Source organism: Proteus sp. PR00224, from assembly GCF_016238105.1.
In the GTDB taxonomy this organism is placed as follows: domain Bacteria; phylum Pseudomonadota; class Gammaproteobacteria; order Enterobacterales; family Enterobacteriaceae; genus Proteus.
The window spans coordinates 159,677-178,884 of sequence record NZ_JAEHQU010000008.1 but is presented as its reverse complement, the minus strand read 5'-3'; the positions used below and the strand labels follow the sequence as shown (position 1 = coordinate 178,884).

The following is a 19,208-nucleotide window of genomic DNA, read 5'->3' as shown; positions in this document are numbered from 1 at the left end:
TCTCTTGTTCTGCCTAAGCCCGTTATTGCCCCCGCAAAACGGGCTTTATTATTACTTTTATTCTGTCGCGATATTATTAATATTCACAGAACGCAAATCAGGCAATCCCTGATAGACCTCTTTACTGTGCCATTGTGTTTCCCACTGCTCTGGCATCTGAATAATATTTCTATCAATATGGGGGGCATAGAGAGAAATAAACTCATGCATATAATCTTTCATATGGGTATGTTTACTGACACAAATATGGGTATAACTCGGTTGCACTAAGTGATCGATATTAATACATTTTAGTGCGCCACCATCTTCTGTCTCATCATATGAAGCAGCTGCAATAACGCCGATACCTAAATGTCGCTTAACATAGTATTTAATAATCTCTGTATCCGTCGCAGTTAACGCCACATTAGGCTTAAGATTATTTTTATAAAATACCTTGTCTAATTTAGATCCTCTTGTAAAACCAAAAACATAAGTAATCAGTGGATACTCCGCCATCTGCTCGATGGTAACCAGCTCATCGTCTTTCAATAAAGCAAGAGGGTGGTCATAAGGGACTAATAAGCTACGAGTCCAGCGGTAACAAGGCAGTGTAATTAGATCTTCATAAAGGTGCATAGATTCTGTGGCAATCGCAAAATCCACATCACCATTTTTAACCATTTCCGCTAATTGAGCTGGTGCGCCTTGATGAAAATGTAGAGAAATATTGGGGTAATAGCGACGAAAGTGATCAATCACATTCGGCAATGAATAACGAATTTGCGTATGCGTTGTCGCAATATGTAAATCAACTTTTTTATTACGATCTTCTTCCGCCACAATGCTTTTGATTCGGTCAACTTGCCCAAGAATATCACAAGCAATTTTATGGACTTCTTTACCCATCGGGCTTAATGCTAATAAGTTATTATTTTTACGAACAAACAGCGATACACTTAATTCATCTTCTAATATCTTTAGTTGCTTGCTGATTGTCGGTTGTGAGGTATAAAGTTTTTCAGCCGCATTAGTAATGTTGAAATTATTTTTCACGACTTCAACAAAGCTTTTCAGTTGATTAATGTTCATAGAGGTACCTGGGTTAATTTGCACAAATGCGCGGTTAATTATTAAATTTATAAGTTGTTATTCTAAATATGGGGAATGACGAGGCTATCTTTAATATCTCTGTCATGATATCCCGTCATACTATCTTGATGTAATCAATAATAAGAATAGCGAGATCTATTCTATTATCCACATTTTCATCTTCACTATTCGAAAGAATAATAAAGTAAAATAAGGCGTTATTATTTTCTATTTACCTTTCGGTATTTGTATTATGCATAATGCTCATATAAATGCGTTAGCTTGTATCAAAAAACACAACAAATTAGATTAACCAATTGTTATTTATGATAAAAATTGATCTTATTTTTTGATTTTTCTTTTCGATATTTTAAGTTTACTTAACGTAAATTTAAAACCTCTCACACTACAAATTTTACACAAAAGCAGAATTACGTTATGATAACGATCACATTTTAATACTAGAGGCTATGTTTTGTTATATCAAAACGACAAAGAAAACTTCCTAAAATCTTATTTAATCTCATCTATACTTAATAAATATTCTCTTATCTATTAGCTTAATACCACTATTTAAAATAGGTAGAAGTAAGCTGTTTTTTAGTGAATTTTTATTACTCACTCTTCTCGCTATCAAATAGTCACTTCATTTCTTTTAATTAATTGAATAACAAGAAATTACGAATACCTTAATAAAAGGTCACTTAATATGAAAATGAAGAAGAAAAGAAACAAACCATTACAAATCAATGACATAACAATTATTGATGATAGTAAGCTGAAAAAAGCCATTACCGCCGCGGCATTAGGTAATGCCATGGAATGGTTCGACTTCGGTGTCTACGGCTTTCTCGCTTATGTTTTAGGTCAAGTGTTTTTCCCTGGCGCATCTCCAGGTGTGCAGATGATTGCAGCCCTTGCCACATTCTCTGTACCTTTCCTTGTAAGACCATTAGGTGGCATTGTGTTTGGGATGCTAGGGGATAAATTTGGTCGTCAGAAAGTGTTATCTGTCACCATCATTATTATGGCGCTCAGTACGTTTGCCATTGGTCTGATCCCTGCTTATGAAACTATTGGGATCTGGGCTCCCGTTTTATTATTACTCGCTAAATTAGCACAAGGTTTCTCCATTGGTGGTGAATATTCAGGAGCGGCGATTTTCGTTGCTGAATACTCACCAGACCGTAAACGTGGATTTATGGGAAGCTGGTTAGACTTTGGTTCTATTGCTGGTTTTGTTATGGGTGCAGGTGTTGTTGTACTTATTTCTACTATCCTTGGAGAAACAGCATTCCATGAGTGGGGATGGCGTATCCCGTTCTTCTTAGCATTACCATTAGGTCTTATTGGTTTGTATTTACGTCATGCTTTAGAAGAAACGCCTGCATTCCAACAGCATGTTGATGAAATGAACAGCGATGACCGTAAATCTATCGAAAATCCACCGCGTGTTTCATTACGTGAAATCGCCTCAAAATATTGGAAAAGTTTGACCGTCTGCGTGGGTTTAGTGATTGCCACTAACGTCACCTACTATATGTTATTAACGTATATGCCGAGTTATTTATCCCATAACTTAAACTATTCGGCAGATCACGGTGTTTTGATTATTATCGCGATTATGATAGGGATGTTATTTGTACAGCCTGTGATCGGCTTACTCAGTGATAAAATTGGCCGTAAACCGTTTGTTATCGGTGGTAGTATTGGGTTGTTTATTCTTGCTTACCCTGCGTTTATGATGATTAACAGTGATGAAATCGGTTTAATTTTCTTAGGATTATTAATTCTTGCGGTTCTACTCAACTGTTTTACTGGGGTAATGGCGTCTATTTTACCTGCCATATTCCCAACGCATATTCGTTATAGTGCATTAGCTATTGCATTTAATATTTCTGTATTAGTGGCAGGTGCAACACCAACGGCAGCGGCATGGTTAGTTGAAGCAACTGGTGACTTATATATGCCTGCTTATTATCTGATGATTGTTGCCGTTGTCGGTTTGATCACAGGGATTAAGATGATTGAAACCGCAAATAAACCTTTACGAGGTGCAACACCTGCGGCATCAGATAGATCAGAGGCAAAAGAAATTCTGTCTGAGCATTATGATAATATCGAGCAACGTGTTGAAGATATTGAAGCTGAAATTGAGGCATTACAGAAAAAACGCCAAGCGCTTATCGATCAACATCCTAAATTAGATTAAGAGAGGTCACATGCACCCGTCTTCTGTTCATTTGGTCTGGTTTCGTAATGATTTAAGAGTGACGGATAACAAAGCACTCTTTAACGCTTGCCAAGATAAACAAGCACAGGTGCATGCTCTTTTCACCGTAACGCCTGAACAATGGAAAGCCCACAATATGGCTTTGTCATGTCAGGCGTTCATTCATAATGCTTTGCTGGATCTTTCAATATCACTGGCAAAACTCAATATTCCACTGACAATCGTGATTAGCGATACTTATTCAAATGCAGCCGATAAAGTGGCTGAGTATTGCCAACAGCATCAAGCCACCGCCCTTTTTTTCAATCACCAATATGCCCTTAATGAACAACGTCGTGATGAAAAGGTCACTGAGTTACTGAAGAATAAGACAACCGTTTATGCTTATCATGACAATGTGTTTATTCCACCAGGTAATGTAGTCACCCAACAAGGGGAGATGTATAAGGTTTTTACTCCCTTTAGAAATGCATTCCTTCGGCTCTTTTTTTCACAAAATAACGCTTCGTTACCTATCCCAGAGATCAGGACACATCAAAAAGCGGTATCACCTTTAAAAGCACCGCTATTTTCACTTGAAAATACAAGCTTGCCCTCTTTTATCTCTACTGAAGAAGAGGCACTTAAACGCTTAAAGCAATTCTGTTATGAAAGCGTCCCACATTATGCAAAATGGCGAGACATTCCCGCAGTTGATGGTACAAGTCGATTATCCCCCTATCTTTCGATTGGATTACTGTCTATTCGACAATGTTTTAATCGCCTTTATCAAACTGAACCTGATTTCTTAGAAAACAGCACATCAGGTGCATTTGTTTGGTTTAATGAACTTGTTTGGCGAGAGTTTTACCAACACTTAATTGTGGCAAATCCCAATTTATGCAAACACATTGCTTTTCAGCTTTGGACAGAAAAAATCAATTGGCGTAATAATCAAGATGAATTTAATGCTTGGACTCAAGGCTCAACGGGTTTCCCTATTATTGATGCTGCGATGCGACAGCTTAACCAAACAGGTTGGATGCATAACCGCTTACGTATGCTCACGGCGAGCTTTCTTATCAAAGACTTGTTAATTGATTGGCGTTGGGGTGAGCGTTATTTTATGTCACAACTGATTGATGGTGATTTCGCATCAAATAATGGGGGTTGGCAGTGGGCCGCATCAACAGGAACTGATGCCGTACCTTATTTTCGAATTTTTAATCCTACCACTCAAGGTCGTAAGTTCGATCCTGATGGTGAATTTATCCGCCATTGGCTTCCTGAACTCGCCAATGTGCCGAGTCGATATATTCATACGCCTCACGAATGGGCAGCAAAAACCAATAATTCTCTCGATTACCCATTACCCATAGTTGATCACGCAAAAGCACGAATAAGAGCTATTGAGTCTTATGAAGAAGCAAAAAAATAAAACCAATATCAGAGATAAGAGATAAAAAAACAAAAAACAGCGCTATTATTAAGCGCTGTTTTTATTTCTAAATACTGATGCCTCTAGCCTGTATTACGCATACCTGCCGCAATACCTGCAATAGTGACCATTAGTGCCTGTTCAATACGAGGATCCGACTCACTATGTGTACGAGAACGCTGTAATAACTCGGCCTGAAGTACGTTTAATGGATCAGTATAGACATTACGTAGTGCGATAGATTCTGCAACCCAAGGTAAATCTGCCATTAAGTGCTCATCTTTTGAAATCGCCAAAACACTCTTAATATCATCAGAAAGTTGCTGACGTAATTTAGCTCCTAGTGGCCATAAACGCTCTTCAACTAAACGTTGATCGTAATATTCCGCTAACCATAAATCCGCTTTAGCATAGACCATTTCCAACATCGCAATACGTGTATTAAAGAACGGCCAGTTCTCACACATATCGTCTAATACCGCTTGTTTCCCGCCATCAATTTCATGCTGTAATGCGGCACCAGCGCCCAACCAAGCAGGTAACATTAAGCGGTTTTGAGTCCATGCGAAGATCCACGGAATAGCACGCAAGGTTTCGACACCACCAGTAGGACGACGTTTTGCAGGACGAGAGCCTAATGGTAGTTTACCCAACTCGCCTTCTGGAGTTGCCGCTCTAAAGTAAGGAACAAAGTCTTCTTGCCCTCGCACATAGTCACGATACATTGCACAAGAAACGTCAGACAAAGAATCCATGACCTCAATCCAAGGTGCTTTTGGCTCTGGTGGTGGCAATAAATTGGCTTCTAAAATTGCACCAGCATAGTGAGCAAGACTGCTGATTGTGACTTGTGGTAGTCCGAACTTAAAGCGGATCATTTCACCTTGTTCTGTCACACGCAGACCGCCTTTTAAACTTCCTGGTGGTTGAGAAAGTAAAGCTGCATGTGCTGGCGCGCCACCACGACCAATCGTACCGCCACGTCCATGGAATAGTGTTAATGTTACGCCTGATTTTTCACAGAGTTTGATTAATGCATCTTGAGCACGATATTGCGCCCATGATGCCGCCATCACACCCGCATCTTTTGCTGAGTCTGAATAGCCAATCATCACCATTTGTTTGTCATCAATTAGATCACGATACCAAGGGATATTAAACAAACGGGTCACTACGCTTTCAGCGTTATTTAAGTCTTCAAGCGTTTCAAATAAAGGAGCAACAGGTAAGCGAATATTCGCACCAGCTTCTTTCAGTAATAGTTTTACCGCTAATACATCAGAAGGCACTTTTGCCATTGAAATCACATAAGAGGCAATAGAATCTTTAGGTGATTGTGCAATGACACGACAAGTCTCAAATACTTCTTGAGTCGCTGCACTTGGTTGCCAATTTGTCGGGATCAATGGGCGCTTAGAATTTAATTCTTCAAGTAAGAAAGTTTGTTTTTGCTCTTCAGACCAATTTGCATAATCACCAAGCTCTAAATATTGTGTTAATTCAGAGAGTGCTTCAGTGTGATTGGTGCTTTCTTGGCGAATATCCAGTTTCACCAGTTGTAAGCCAAAACAACGAATACGGCGTAATGTATCTAACAGTTGCCCATTGGCAATAATACGCATACCACATTGAGTTAATGATTGATAACACGCGTATAACGGCTCCCAAAGTTCTTCATTATCAATCAATAAGCCTTCTGGCGGTAACGATTGTAGCCCTTTAATGCGTTGCTCTAGATAATCGCGAGTCACTTGTAAACGTGTACGCAATTGTTTAGCAATTTCACGATAAGGCTCTGCAACTTCAGCACCACCCGCTAATTCACGCAGTTCAGGTGTACTTTCTGTCATTGAAAGTTCTGAAACAAGGACTTGAATATCATTTAAGAATAAATCAGCAGCTTTCCAACGGCTTAATAGTAAAGCATGGCGTGTGATTTCAGCCGTCACATTTGGGTTACCATCACGATCTCCACCCATCCATGAGGTAAAACGAATAGGAGAAGCTTCTACTGGTAAGTTGTAATCAATGGACTCTCTAAGCTGCTCATTAAATTCACGTAAAAAAGCAGGAACACCTTCCCATAAGCTATTTTCAACAACCGCAAAGCCCCATTTTGCTTCATCAATTGGTGTTGGGCGAATTTTTCTAATTTCGTCAGTATGCCATGATTGAGCCACTAACTGGCGCAGACGGCGCATAATATTAGTACGCTCGTAATCCGCTAAATCATCGTGGTCGAGTTGAGATAAACAGGTATTTACTTCAACTAATTTATGAATAAGTGTGCGACGTGCAATTTCGGTTGGGTGTGCCGTTAATACCAGCTCAATAGAGATTTGCTCTACGGCTTCTTTTAATTGCTCGTCGGTAAAATTCTTATCTTTTAGTCGGGTGATCAGTTTTGCCAATGCCACAGGATTGCTAGCCGCTTCGCCATGAGGCGAAATGCTATGGTATTGTTCTGCCACGTTCGTCAGGTTTAAGAATTGATTAAATGCTCTAGCAACAGGCAATAATTCATCATTAGAGAGATTTTGTAACGTCAACAACAGTTTTTGTCGCTGAACTTCATTACCTGCTCGTGACGATTTAGATAATTTTCGAATAGATTCAACCTTATCTAAAATTTCTTCACCGAGTGCTTCTTTTATCGTATCTCCAAGTAGCTTGCCAAGCATACTGACATTGCTACGCATAGCAGAATATTGTTGATTCATAAGACTCCTGACCTTGTCTTTGTGGCGGTAACAACATGCTTCTTCCTATTAGAAAAGTCATGTCCTCCCAGTTGTGTAATTAACTTTCATTTCTGATGTGACTTTATTTTGATTTTTGTGATAAGCCACACTGCTTTTTTTACTTAGCCTACTATTCATATCAGAAAATAATCGGTTTGGGGGATTTTTCTGAAATTTAATTACGGCTTTAGTGTTATAAGAATGGCTAATATTCATGTTGTTTTGGCTCAATTTTGCCAAAAATAAGGACATATTTTTGTTTCTTATCGACTAAGAAGCGTTTTTTACTAGAAAGGGCAAGATACGTGAGGGTTTATCTGGCGGTAAATTTAGATGATTTTTTTTAATATTGATAAATTGTCTGGTCTATTTTTTGATTCTTAGCTTATTTCACCGATGGGCTATAACTCATGTCTCTATTTTATTCCTTATTTTTCTTCTCTTTTACATTTTTACTCGATTAAATTTTCCGATTAAAATTTTCATAAGATAAAAACGAATAAAGCGCTGAATATCAGCGCTTTAAATTAAGAATAACGAATTGTTCTTTCAGTAAGTTAAGTTGTCTGTTGTAAAACATGTGGTTAATCGAATTGTACTTTAAATAACGTTCTAACACGTTGTAACCATACTTCCACTTCAACTTCCACTCAAGATGCTTAAATTTCACATCATGAGCTACTGACAAAAGTTCTCTTTAGCTTGATGGTTCACCTCCGTCATTTCATTTCTTAGTGGGACAATCTGTCTTACTACCTTTGACATCAATCGCTCCTTTGTGACTAGAGATAAATTAAGTATAGCCAAAGAAATTAAAAAAATTGGGTGATATGACACAAAAATGACAAAAGGTTATCAGCAGAAAATAACCCGCTGATAACCTTTATAAAAAAGAAATAATTAAATTACAGTAATTGAGAAAGACGGTTTAAATCTGACTGAATTGCGCCTGCGGTCACATCTCTGCCAGCTCCCGGCCCTCTGATCACAAGCGGATTATCACGATACCAACGACTTTCAATCGCAAATAAATTATCCCCTGGTAATAGCGAAGCGAGGGGATGATCTTTTCTCACGGCTTCAACACCGACTTTAGCTTTACCATTAGCATCAAAACGGGCGATATAACGTAATACCATGTCCATTTCATTTGCAGCAGCTAATCGTTGTGCCATTTGTTCATTAATCAGCGCACTGTTATCAAAAAATTCTTCTAGCGAACCTGTTTCAGCTTGCACAGGTACTAAAGATTCAACACGTACCTGCTCTGGCTCGATGTCATAACCCGCTTCACGAGCAAGAATAACCAGTTTACGCATCACATCTTGCCCTGATAAATCAATTCGTGGATCAGGCTCTGTTAATCCTTGTTGCCAAGCTTGTTCCACCAACTCACTGAAAGGAACTGTGCCATCAAATTGCAAAAATAACCAAGAAAGTGTGCCAGAGAAAATACCGCTAATGGATAAAATAGTGTCACCACTTTCACGCAGATCACGCACCGTATGATTAATGGGTAAACCCGCACCCACTGTAGCGTTATATAACCAATGGCGACCTGTTTTAGAAAACGCATCTCGTGTGGCACGATAGCGTACACCTGAAGCCGAGCCAGCAATCTTATTTGCACTGATAACATGAAAACCGTAGCTAGCAAAATCTTCATAAGAAGCGGCAAGAGACTCATTGGCAGTAATATCAACTACCACTAAATCATCATAAGGATGTGCTCTCATCCAAAGATAGAGTGACTCTTCCGTATGTTCAGTTGCTTCGTCATCAAAGAATGCCAAAGCACGACTAGGATTAATCCCTTGGTAGTCCAGCAAACTGCGACGGCTATCGACCACGCCCGCAAGGATAAATTCAAAATCACTGCGTGCTGATAAAGGCTCTTGTTCGCGAGCAAACAATTCTAACCAACGTGAACCAATATTCCCTTTACCAAACAGTACTAAGCCAATTTGTTTTTCAGCTCTAAATAACGTTTGATGCAAACCTTGCAGCAAGTGCTCAGTATAATTACGTAATACCGCAACTAAACTGATGTTATCTTCCGCATGCCAAATAAATTCAACTGGTTGGTCTTTAAGTTGTTGATAAAAACGATGACAATGCAGAGGATTTTTACAAACACCCGCCCCCACTAAAGCCACTAATGAGAAGCCTTCTCGTAAATGTAATTTACCTGGTAAAACTGCATCTTGTAGCACGTCCAATGCACTATTAGCCACTTCACTGGTATAGCAAAGTTGTAAAAGTTGACTGTCTTTATCCACACCAGTAGCTAAAGGGCGAATTTGTGCACGCTTAAGTAATTCATCAACCTCTTTCGCCACTTGTTCGAAATTTTGATGTGATGGAAGTTGGAGCTCAATCAAACAAACATCATCATGGCTAGTCACTATTTTAGCGCCCGTTCCTGATGCCAACACACGTTCTATACGTGTTGATCCTTGCTCTGGTTGATAGCTACAACGAAGTTGTAAATCAATATTACTGCCTGAAACGGGTTGAAGTGTACGCGTATGTAAAACTGGGGCGGCTAATCGAGCCAATTCACTCGCTTCATCTAAACGCAACAAGGGTAATAAACAAGCATCTTTTACTTTGCGAGGATCTGCACTATAAACACCCGCAACATCACTCCAAATTGTAACTTTACCAACATCGGCTAAAGCCCCAACTTGTGTTGCAGAGTAGTCACTACCGTTACGACCTAATAAGACCGTTTCACCTTGTTGATTGCGACTAATAAAACCCGTTACAACAAAACGGCTTTCAGGATGTTTAGCTAAGAGTGCTTGAAGTAATGGGCGAGATAACGTTTCGTTGACTTGTGGCTGAGCCGCTCTTTCAGCACACAAGAACTCACGCGCATCTAACCACACACTAGGTAAACCTTGCTCTGTAAGCAAATTCGCCATTAATCTTGCAGACCAAATTTCACCGTGGCCGACAACTTCTGCATAAGTTGCGTCTGTAATTGGTTTATCTAACAAATAACTTAAGCGTTCAAGATCAGCAATAAAGGCTTGGGAAAGTAATTCTGCATTCTCTTTTGAAAGTAACCCTTCAATTAAAGATAACTGGTAACGGCGCAACGTTTGCTGAACTTGATGGGCAGAAATACGATCACTTTGGCTAAGTTTCAGCCAGCTAATCAACTGATTCGTCGTGGAGCCCGCCGCAGAAACCACCATTAGGTCATTAGGTTGGCTATAGTTCGTCATGATATTCACGACACGTTGATAACATTTTATGTCCGCAAGACTGCTACCACCGAATTTATGTAACTGACGGCAAATCGGCTCCGCCTGTTGTTTAATCGCCACTACGCTCATGATCCATGGTTACCTTTTAGTTGCTGCATCAAACGCACTTTGCAAATCATTGATTAAATCCTGGCTATCTTCAATACCCACCGAGATACGAAGTAATGAGGGGCTGATCCCTGCTGTTTTTTTCGCTTCTTCTGACATACCTGCATGTGTCATGGTGGCAGGGTGACAAATTAAGGTTTCTACCCCACCTAAAGATTCTGCCAGTGTAAAGAGTGTTAATTGAGATAAAAAGAGTTTAATCACATCCAATCCCCCTTTTAACTCAAAACTTAACATTGCACCGAAACCTTGTTGCTGTTTTTTTGCTATTTGATGACCAACATGATTTTCCAGTGCGGGGTAATACATTTTTTCGACTAATGGCTGTGCTTGTAAAAACGCCACTAATGCCTGTGCATTTTCTTGCTGAAGTCGAATTCGAGGAACTAATGTTCTTATGCCTCGTAATAATAAATAGCTATCAAATGCGCCAGATGTGACGCCAATATTATTCGCCCACCAGCTTAGCTCCTCAAGCTGTTTCTGACACTGACAGATAACAACACCAGCGACAATATCTGAGTGTCCATTAAGATATTTTGTGCATGAGTGCACAACAATATCAGCGCCTAATGCTAACGGCTTTTGCAAGACAGGGCTCATAAAGGTGTTATCAGCAACCACTAAAGCACCTTGTTGATGAGCAAGTTCACTGATTTTTTGAATATCCGTTATTCTTAAAAGAGGATTACTTGGTGTTTCGATAAAAACAATTTTAGGCTGATGCGCTAAAGCTTGCTTAAGTGCAATATCATCATTTTGATCAACGAAAATCACACGGTAAGCACCACGCTCTTGTTGGCTGTTAAAAAGGCGATAGCTTCCTCCATAACAATCATGAGGCGCAACAATCACATCGCCAGGTTTTAGAAAAACCGTACAAATTAAATGAATAGCTGACATTCCACTGCTAGTGACAACTGCCCCCACTCCACCTTCTAGCTCGGCTAATGCCTTTTGCACCATATCGCGTGTTGGATTACCTCGACGAGAATAATCATGAGCACGGGGCTGATTAAACTCTAAAAAATTATAGGTACTAGAAAGATAGATAGGCGGTACGACACAACCAAATTGAGTGTCTTCATTTAGCCCATTATGGATAGCAATTGTTGCTGTTTTCTTCGTCATACAGGCACCTTGTCACAGCGATAAGTGGAAACGTCGAATGACAGCATATCCAATTAGACACCAAGACGTCAATACATCTAGCCATCTAAACTACTTTACGGATAGATTAAGTAATGGAATAATACACAGATTAAGAATATCGCCAGTGACTGTTACTTTTTCTCTCACCTTCAGCCAGAAGAGTCGGTGGTTTTAGAAAAGTCATGATAAACTGGTATTGCCCATCAGAATGTGGGTTAACCCTATTCTGACTTCAACTAAATGATATTAATTAAGGTAATCCATGGCTGAATGGAACGGTGAATATATCAGCCCTTACGCTGAGCATGGCAAAAAGAGTGAGCAAGTTAAAAAAATTACAGTTTCAATTCCATTGAAAGTGCTAAAAATTTTGACCGATGAACGCACTCGCCGTCAGGTTAATAACCTAAAACATGCAACCAATAGTGAATTATTGTGTGAAGCATTTTTGCACGCATTTACCGGACAGCCTCTCCCAAATGATGAAGACTTACGTAAAGAACGTAACGATGAAATCCCTGAAGAGGCAAAAGAAATAATGCGCCAGCGCGGGGTTGATCCCGATACTTGGGAGTATTAATCAGCGTCAGTTTTTGACTTATTGCTTGATTAACACGAACAAAAAAGCCCAAAGCAAAAACTTTGGGCTTCAGATTATGCCCCCCTAGCTTTTAGCGAGAGGGGGTTCTTTCGGTATGTATCGAAGATTGTTCTCATCAACCGCATGAACAAAATCCAGCAACACATCATCTTAAATTAATTTTTTAGGTCTATTTGTCATCACCCTAGACGAGATATACGCGAACTTGCTTCATCAAGATGACTACGTAACGCTTTAAGGCATGGAGAAAAATTGTCAGAAAAACAATTACAGCTCTCAGCTAAAGTATAAAACTGCTCGGCCAACTCTAAACATTCCTGCCAGATTTCACAGCTGATCCCATCAAGTAATGTCACTGGACGAAGTGTATTGACTATTTCACCACCAGACTTAGGCGCAAATCCCATTGGTAAAATATCGTAGGCGGGTGAAAGCTCATATGGGCGGCCATGTCTACTGATAAACGACAAATTGCCATGATGCATATCAGTATTTCCAATCAACATACCAAATGCCCAACGGCGTGCCGTGCTAATCGCAGCCTCTGAATGAACTCGTTTTTGCTTAATTAGCTCATTAACTAATACTGGCCAAGGCTCCCTTGCCCGTCCTATAAACTCAGCATCTAGTGCTTGTAAAGAAAAAAGACCTATACGACCTAGTGGGCCTACACGATCAAATCGTGGGATTTCGAGGAAGCGTTGCCCTTCAAAATCAAATACCTCTGTTTCAACTCCAAGTACTTTTAATGCCAGATGCTCAGCTTGAAGCAGATCACGCCAACGCTCACTAACAGCATTATCGTCAGGCGCCGTAAATTTTACGATAACATGACCTTTCTCTGTATAGGTGCAGAATTTGGGTTGCTCCCCACCAGCGGATGAACCAGGATCCTCTCCCGAACTAACAGCTCGTGCTAATGTGGGATAAGTTTTATCACGCTCAACAATTTCTGGTGTCTGCATACCCAAAAATTGATCTCTTGCCTGCTCTCCTATTAGCAGATTTCCCACTGCATCATGTCCATGAGTCAGTAATGCTCTGATTATATCGGTATCAGACCAACGATCTGGGTTTTGGGGCAAACCAAGCTCAGCCGAATAGGCTGAAGCATATGCTCTCCCAAGATATCCTTGGGGACGCATATCCAATAACCACCATGGCAAACCTTCACTATGTCGGTTCACATTGTCTATCCGCTCCATGACGAAACCTTCTGGGAAAACTGGCGTCAATTTACCTAGCGGCTTGACCTTACCTTCTTCATTTATACGATAAATAGGAACTGAATTAAACCCACGGGAACTATCGCGTAAAGCATATTGAATAGAAGATCCTGAACCAATTCGCACAATATCATCACTTAGCGCGTTTAATGCCCGTGACAATGTTGGCTGGCTAATATTCATAATATCAGTAAGTTGTCTTGCTGACCTAGGTTCATTACGTAGTATTTGCCGTATCAATTCAGAGCGTATTGTCATGATATTAATTGCTTTATGAATAGGTAAGTGAATAGATGGATGAATAGATAATTTATCAGTTGTGATCTGGCTTGTCACTACCAAAAACGTTATCTAAAAAGAGAGGACTTTGCCCATAAAAAAAGCCCAAAGCAAAAACTTTGGGCTTTTCTTCAATTCCGAACTGTCTGCAAGATGCCAGACTAGGCTGACATCTTGTGACAACAAATATCTTATTTGCTGCCTGGAATTTTGAAGCGTTTGTTGAACAGATCAACACGACCACCAGTTGCAACATCACGTTGTTTACCAGTATAGAATGGGTGGCATTTGTCACAAACGTCCAGATTCAGGTTATGACCTGCAGTGGAGTTGATTTTCATAACGTTACCGCAAGAACAAGATGCAGTAATTTCTTCGTATTTAGGATGGATATCTTTTTGCATGGAAAACCTCTACTAAGGCCGTGTCGCCATTCAGCCCACAGCCGAACACCACACGTCGTGTTGATTGAAATTAAGTGTTTGGTAATTTATCTACCAAAGGGGGCGGATCATACAGAATATCCGCTAAACGCGCAATGAAATCTGCACACTTTTTGTGATATTCTTAGTGTCATCTTTTCGCTAAAACTCTCGGAAACCCTGATATGACTATAGTTCAGGTAATTTTACCTGTACCACTATTCTCCTCTTTTGATTACCTGTTACCAGAAGGGATTGATGCGCCTGTTATCGGCAGTCGGGTGATCGTGCCTTTTGGTAATAAACGCCGCTCTCTTGGTATTGTCAAAGGACTCAGTACACACAGTGAGTTTCCTATCGAAAAGCTAAAGCCAATTGATGAGATCCTTGATAGCGAAACACTCTTTCCGGGTGTTTTGTGGGATATGTTAAATTGGGCATCGGCTTATTATCACTATCCTTTAGGGGAAGTGCTATTTCATGCTATGCCGATTTTATTACGACAAGGAAAACCCGCAGAATTCACACCATTATGGCAATGGTATGCTACTGAAGAGGGGATTAATCTCGATCTCAATAGTTTAAAAGGTGCAAAAAAACAGCAACAAGCATTAGCTGCCCTTCGCCGTACACCTTTATATCGCCATCAACTTGATGAATTTGAAATCACAACTGCAACACTTAATAACTTAAAAAAGAAAGAGTTTGCAGACCTTCGCCCTATTCAACCAGCTCCTATACACTGGCACAATGATCTTGCGGTTCAAGGCGAACGTTTTAAGTTAAACACAGAACAAGCTATTGCAGTAGGTGCAATCACCGCGCAGGCTGACCAGTTCTCACCTTGGTTATTATTGGGTATTACAGGTTCAGGAAAAACGGAAGTTTATTTAAGTGTATTAGAAAAAATTCTCGCGCAAGGTAAACAAGCACTGGTACTGGTGCCTGAAATTGGTTTAACACCCCAAACAATCCGCCGTTTTAAAGCACGCTTTAATGCCCCTGTTGATGTGCTTCATTCAGGATTAAATGATACTGAACGCTTAGCCGTTTGGTTACGAGCAAAACGAGGTGATAACGCCATTATTATTGGCACACGATCGGCACTTCTAACCCCTTTTCAGCATCTTGGCATTATTATTATCGATGAAGAGCATGATGGCTCTTATAAACAACAAGATGGTTGGCGTTACCATGCTCGTGATCTCGCCGTTTTCCGAGCAAAGCAAGAAAACATTCCTATCGTGATGGGAACCGCAACCCCATCAATTGAAACTAGTTTTAATGTTGAGCAAAAGAAATATCAACAACTCACGCTGACTCAACGTGCAGGCAATGCAAAACCCGCAACAGAGCATTTAATTGATTTAAAAGGGCAACCGCTGACAACAGGGTTGTCTCCAATTCTGATTAAAGCAATAAAAGAGCACCTTAATGCAGGTAACCAAGTAATGCTCTTTTTAAATCGCCGAGGATTTTCACCTGCATTGTTATGCCATGAATGTGGTTGGATAGCAGAATGCCCTCGCTGCGATCACTATTATACGATCCACCAAAAACATGGCATGCTACGTTGCCATCAATGTGATAGTCAGCGACGAATTCCAGCACAATGCCCACAATGTGGTTCAACTAATTTAATCCCCGTAGGATTAGGAACCGAACAACTTGAGCAAGGAATTGGTAAATTATTTCCTGATACACCAGTGACGCGAATTGATAAAGATACAACAAGTCGCAAAGGTGCTTTAGAGCAACAACTGGAAGATATTTATCAGGGTGGCTCACGCATTCTTATTGGTACACAGATGCTAGCCAAAGGGCATCACTTTCCTGATGTCACCTTAGTGGCTTTACTTGATGTGGATGGCGCTCTGTTCTCCAGTGATTTTCGTGCAGCCGAACGCTTTGCTCAGCTTTATATACAAGTATCAGGTCGTGCGGGTCGTGCGGGTAAACAAGGCGCGGTGTATTTACAAACTCACCAGCCTGATCACCCTCTTTTGCTGACACTATTAGAAAAAGGTTATGACGCTTTCACTAAAGAAGCTTTGCAAGAGCGACAAGCGACTTTTTTACCGCCTTATTCTAGCCATATTATGATCCGCTCTGAAGATCACAATAATCAGCGTGCGCCTCAGTTCTTACGACAGCTCAAACAGTTTTTTGAACAACACCCAATGCGAGACGCGAATTTATGGGTAATGGGACCCGTTCCAGCAATTCAAGCTAAACGAGGTGGAAATTATCGTTGGCAATTATTGCTCCAGCATCCTTCACGGGGTTATTTACAAAAATTGATGTCTGTCACTTATCCTCAGATTGTCGCCTTACCTGAGAGTAAAAAAGTGAAATGGAATATTGATGTTGACCCAACAGACTGTTAAGGATCTTTCCTGCTCAAATGGGGAATATTTTAGTCAGACTTATGTTGCGGATACAATTTTGCTTGAATACTCGTTACAGCCCGAGATTATTTATCAATTTTGCGAACTACCTCATAAAAACGATTGGTATCACATTTTTTATGCAAACTAGGTAACAGTATCTATTTAAAAAGTGGGTAGAATAACAATTTAGAATATTTCTTGAATTAAAAACCGTCGATAAAATCCTTTTTTGAATATTGGCGGTTTTTTTGCAACAAAAAAGCAATCGTTTAACTAAACCATCCAGAAGGGAGGTATGGGGTTTGCAACAGAATAATAAAGATAATACGCAAGCAACAATGAAAGATGTTGCCCTTGCAGCCGGCGTGTCCACAGCAACTGTGTCACGTACTTTAATGAATCCGGAAAAAGTATCCTCACAAACCCGTCAGAAAGTTGAACAGGCTGTTCTTGATGTGGGCTATTACCCACATAACCTGTCAAAAAACCTTAAGCGTAACGAGTCAAAAACGATCCTTGTGATCGTACCTAACATCAGCGATCCATTTTTTACTGATGTTGTGTGTGGCATCGAAGAAACCGCTGCTCAACATGGTTATCTCGTGTTAATTGGTGATTGTAAGCATCAGCAAAAACATGAAAATGCCTTTATTAATCTCATTATCACCAAACAAATTGACGGTATGTTACTTCTTGGCTCACATATCCCTTTTGATGTTTCCAAAGAAGAACAGAAAAATTTACCACCGATGATCATGGCAAATGAGTTTGCGCCTGAACTCGAATTACCTACCGTGCATATTGATAATCTCACGGCATCTTTTAGAGCAACACACTATTTACAGCAAATGGGTCATAAGCGTATTGCATGTATTACAGGCCCTGAAGATATGCCTTTATGTCGTTATCGCTTGCAAGGCTATATTCAAGCTATGCGTAGAACAGGCGTACCTTTGCGTGAAGATTATATTATCCGTGGTGATTTTACCCATGAAAGCGGTGCAGAAAGTCTGAAAAAGCTGATTTCTTTACCTGAGCCACCAACAGCCGTGTTCTGTCATAGTGATATTATGGCAATTGGCGTTATGTGGCAGGCGAAAAAATTAGGATTAGAGCTCCCTAAAGATCTCTCTGTGATTGGTTTTGATAATCTTGATATCACACGTTATAGCGAACCAGCCCTAACAACAATGGAGCAACCTCGTTATCAAATTGGTCGTGAATCTATGTTGTTATTACTCGATCAACTACAAGGTAGACCTGTTGCACCTGGTTCTCGCTTATTAGATTGTGAGCTAATTATAAGAGAGAGTGTCTGTCGGCTTAAAAGCTAGGCAAAACACACTATGTTAAGTAACATATCGTTTGTGATACCTATTCCTTTAATTATCAGCGAATCGAACTGTGGCACAACGAGACTATGTGGGACGAGGGCAGACATCTGCTCGTCGTAAAAAGACAACGAAAAGTAAAAGCAAAAAGGCTGCTAAAGGGCTGCCTTTAACGACGCTTATTGCGGCAATCGCTATTGTGGCGCTGTTTATCGGCGGCCTCTATTTTATTACACATGATAAAAAAGAAGCCGTAGAAACAACGCCAACCATCACTGGGCAACATCCAGCGAATAGCCTACCGCCAAAACCGCAAGAGCGTTGGCAATATATTAAAGAATTGGAAAATCGTCAGGTCGGTACGCCTTTACAGCCTGAATATCCTTCATCGGGTAGCCAGATTAATCCGAAAGCAACACTTTCGCCTGAGCAGTTACGTTTTTTACAACAAATTGAAGCGGATAAGCGTCAACCTGCTGTTCAACTGCCAGAAGTGCCTTACAATGGTGAAGTACCGCGCTCACAAGTGGTTGTAACACCACCTGCAACAACAACACCTTCTGTTGCACAACAGCCTGTACAAACTCAACCACCGCAAGTACCTGTACCTGCAATTGTTACACCGCCTAAACCTGCTGTTACTGAAGCAAACTTTTTAGTGCAATGCGGCTCATTTAAAAATACCGAACAAGCTGAATCAGTGAGAGCAACTCTGGCTTTTTCGGGTGTTGAAAGCCGAGTAACGAAAGGAAATGATGGTTGGATCCGCGTCTTATCAGGTCCTTACAGTAAAGAACAAGCCAACTCTGTGAGTAGACAAGCAGCTGGAGCTGGCGTATCAGGTTGTATTCTTCGCTCTTCTGGGGGTTGAAAAATAAATTTTCTCCCCCACCTATAATTCTAATTCACACAACGGGCAGTGCTTTATCTTAAATAAAGACACTTCCCGTCTCATTTTTATT

The 19,208-nt window shown here is 40.3% G+C and carries 12 protein-coding genes; 6 read left to right on the top strand and 6 right to left on the bottom strand.

Features of this window, described 5'->3' with window-relative positions; translation table 11 throughout:
- Positions 1-57 precede the first annotated feature (57 nt).
- Complete coding sequence (locus tag JEP71_RS14305) at positions 58-1,071, bottom strand: LysR substrate-binding domain-containing protein (RefSeq protein WP_109373424.1); 1,014 nt, start codon at positions 1,069-1,071, stop codon at positions 58-60.
- A gap of 709 nt (positions 1,072-1,780) precedes the next feature.
- Between JEP71_RS14305 and proP the strand changes: the two genes are divergently transcribed.
- Positions 1,781-3,283 carry a glycine betaine/L-proline transporter ProP gene (gene proP / locus JEP71_RS14300; protein ID WP_198620353.1) on the top strand — a complete coding sequence of 501 codons (1,503 nt, stop codon included), beginning with the start codon at positions 1,781-1,783 and terminating at the stop codon, positions 3,281-3,283.
- A gap of 10 nt (positions 3,284-3,293) precedes the next feature.
- A complete protein-coding gene (gene phrB / locus JEP71_RS14295) occupies positions 3,294-4,721 on the top strand; it encodes a deoxyribodipyrimidine photo-lyase (RefSeq protein ID WP_198626434.1) in 1,428 nt (475 codons plus the stop codon).
- A gap of 83 nt (positions 4,722-4,804) precedes the next feature.
- Here phrB and ppc read toward each other — a convergent pair whose 3' ends face one another.
- The 3 genes from ppc to metB form a co-directional block, all read right to left on the bottom strand.
- Positions 4,805-7,441, bottom strand: coding sequence for a phosphoenolpyruvate carboxylase (gene ppc, locus JEP71_RS14290; RefSeq protein ID WP_198626433.1), 2,637 nt, complete (start codon positions 7,439-7,441; stop codon positions 4,805-4,807).
- A gap of 926 nt (positions 7,442-8,367) precedes the next feature.
- Complete coding sequence (locus JEP71_RS14285; protein ID WP_198626432.1) at positions 8,368-10,806, bottom strand: bifunctional aspartate kinase/homoserine dehydrogenase II; 2,439 nt, start codon at positions 10,804-10,806, stop codon at positions 8,368-8,370.
- 9 nt (positions 10,807-10,815) lie between these two features.
- A complete protein-coding gene (metB, locus tag JEP71_RS14280) occupies positions 10,816-11,976 on the bottom strand; it encodes a cystathionine gamma-synthase (RefSeq protein ID WP_198620349.1) in 1,161 nt (386 codons plus the stop codon).
- Between the two features lie 283 nt (positions 11,977-12,259).
- Between metB and metJ the strand changes: the two genes are divergently transcribed.
- The gene (gene metJ / locus JEP71_RS14275; protein ID WP_006534139.1) at positions 12,260-12,577 is read left to right on the top strand and encodes a met regulon transcriptional regulator MetJ; all 318 of its coding nucleotides are present in this window, start codon (positions 12,260-12,262) and stop codon (positions 12,575-12,577) included.
- Between the two features lie 200 nt (positions 12,578-12,777).
- Here metJ and yjjJ read toward each other — a convergent pair whose 3' ends face one another.
- Both yjjJ and rpmE read right to left on the bottom strand, forming a co-directional pair.
- Complete coding sequence (gene yjjJ, locus JEP71_RS14270; RefSeq protein ID WP_198620365.1) at positions 12,778-14,082, bottom strand: type II toxin-antitoxin system HipA family toxin YjjJ; 1,305 nt, start codon at positions 14,080-14,082, stop codon at positions 12,778-12,780.
- A gap of 212 nt (positions 14,083-14,294) precedes the next feature.
- A complete protein-coding gene (gene rpmE, locus JEP71_RS14265) occupies positions 14,295-14,507 on the bottom strand; it encodes a 50S ribosomal protein L31 (RefSeq protein WP_006534140.1) in 213 nt (70 codons plus the stop codon).
- Between the two features lie 203 nt (positions 14,508-14,710).
- Here rpmE and priA point away from each other — a divergent pair, with 203 nt between their 5' ends.
- The 3 genes from priA to ftsN all read left to right on the top strand — a co-directional run bounded on the left by priA (position 14,711) and on the right by ftsN (position 19,117).
- Positions 14,711-16,912 (top strand): primosomal protein N', encoded by a 2,202-nt coding sequence (gene priA / locus JEP71_RS14260; protein ID WP_198626431.1) that lies wholly within the window; start codon positions 14,711-14,713, stop codon positions 16,910-16,912.
- Positions 16,913-17,217: 305 nt separating this feature from the next.
- On the top strand, positions 17,218-18,249 hold the full coding sequence (gene cytR, locus JEP71_RS14255; protein WP_100157721.1) for a DNA-binding transcriptional regulator CytR: 1,032 nt from the start codon (positions 17,218-17,220) through the stop codon (positions 18,247-18,249).
- Positions 18,250-18,319: 70 nt separating this feature from the next.
- Positions 18,320-19,117 carry a cell division protein FtsN gene (gene ftsN / locus JEP71_RS14250; protein WP_109373416.1) on the top strand — a complete coding sequence of 266 codons (798 nt, stop codon included), beginning with the start codon at positions 18,320-18,322 and terminating at the stop codon, positions 19,115-19,117.
- The last annotated feature ends 91 nt before the right edge of the window (positions 19,118-19,208 follow it).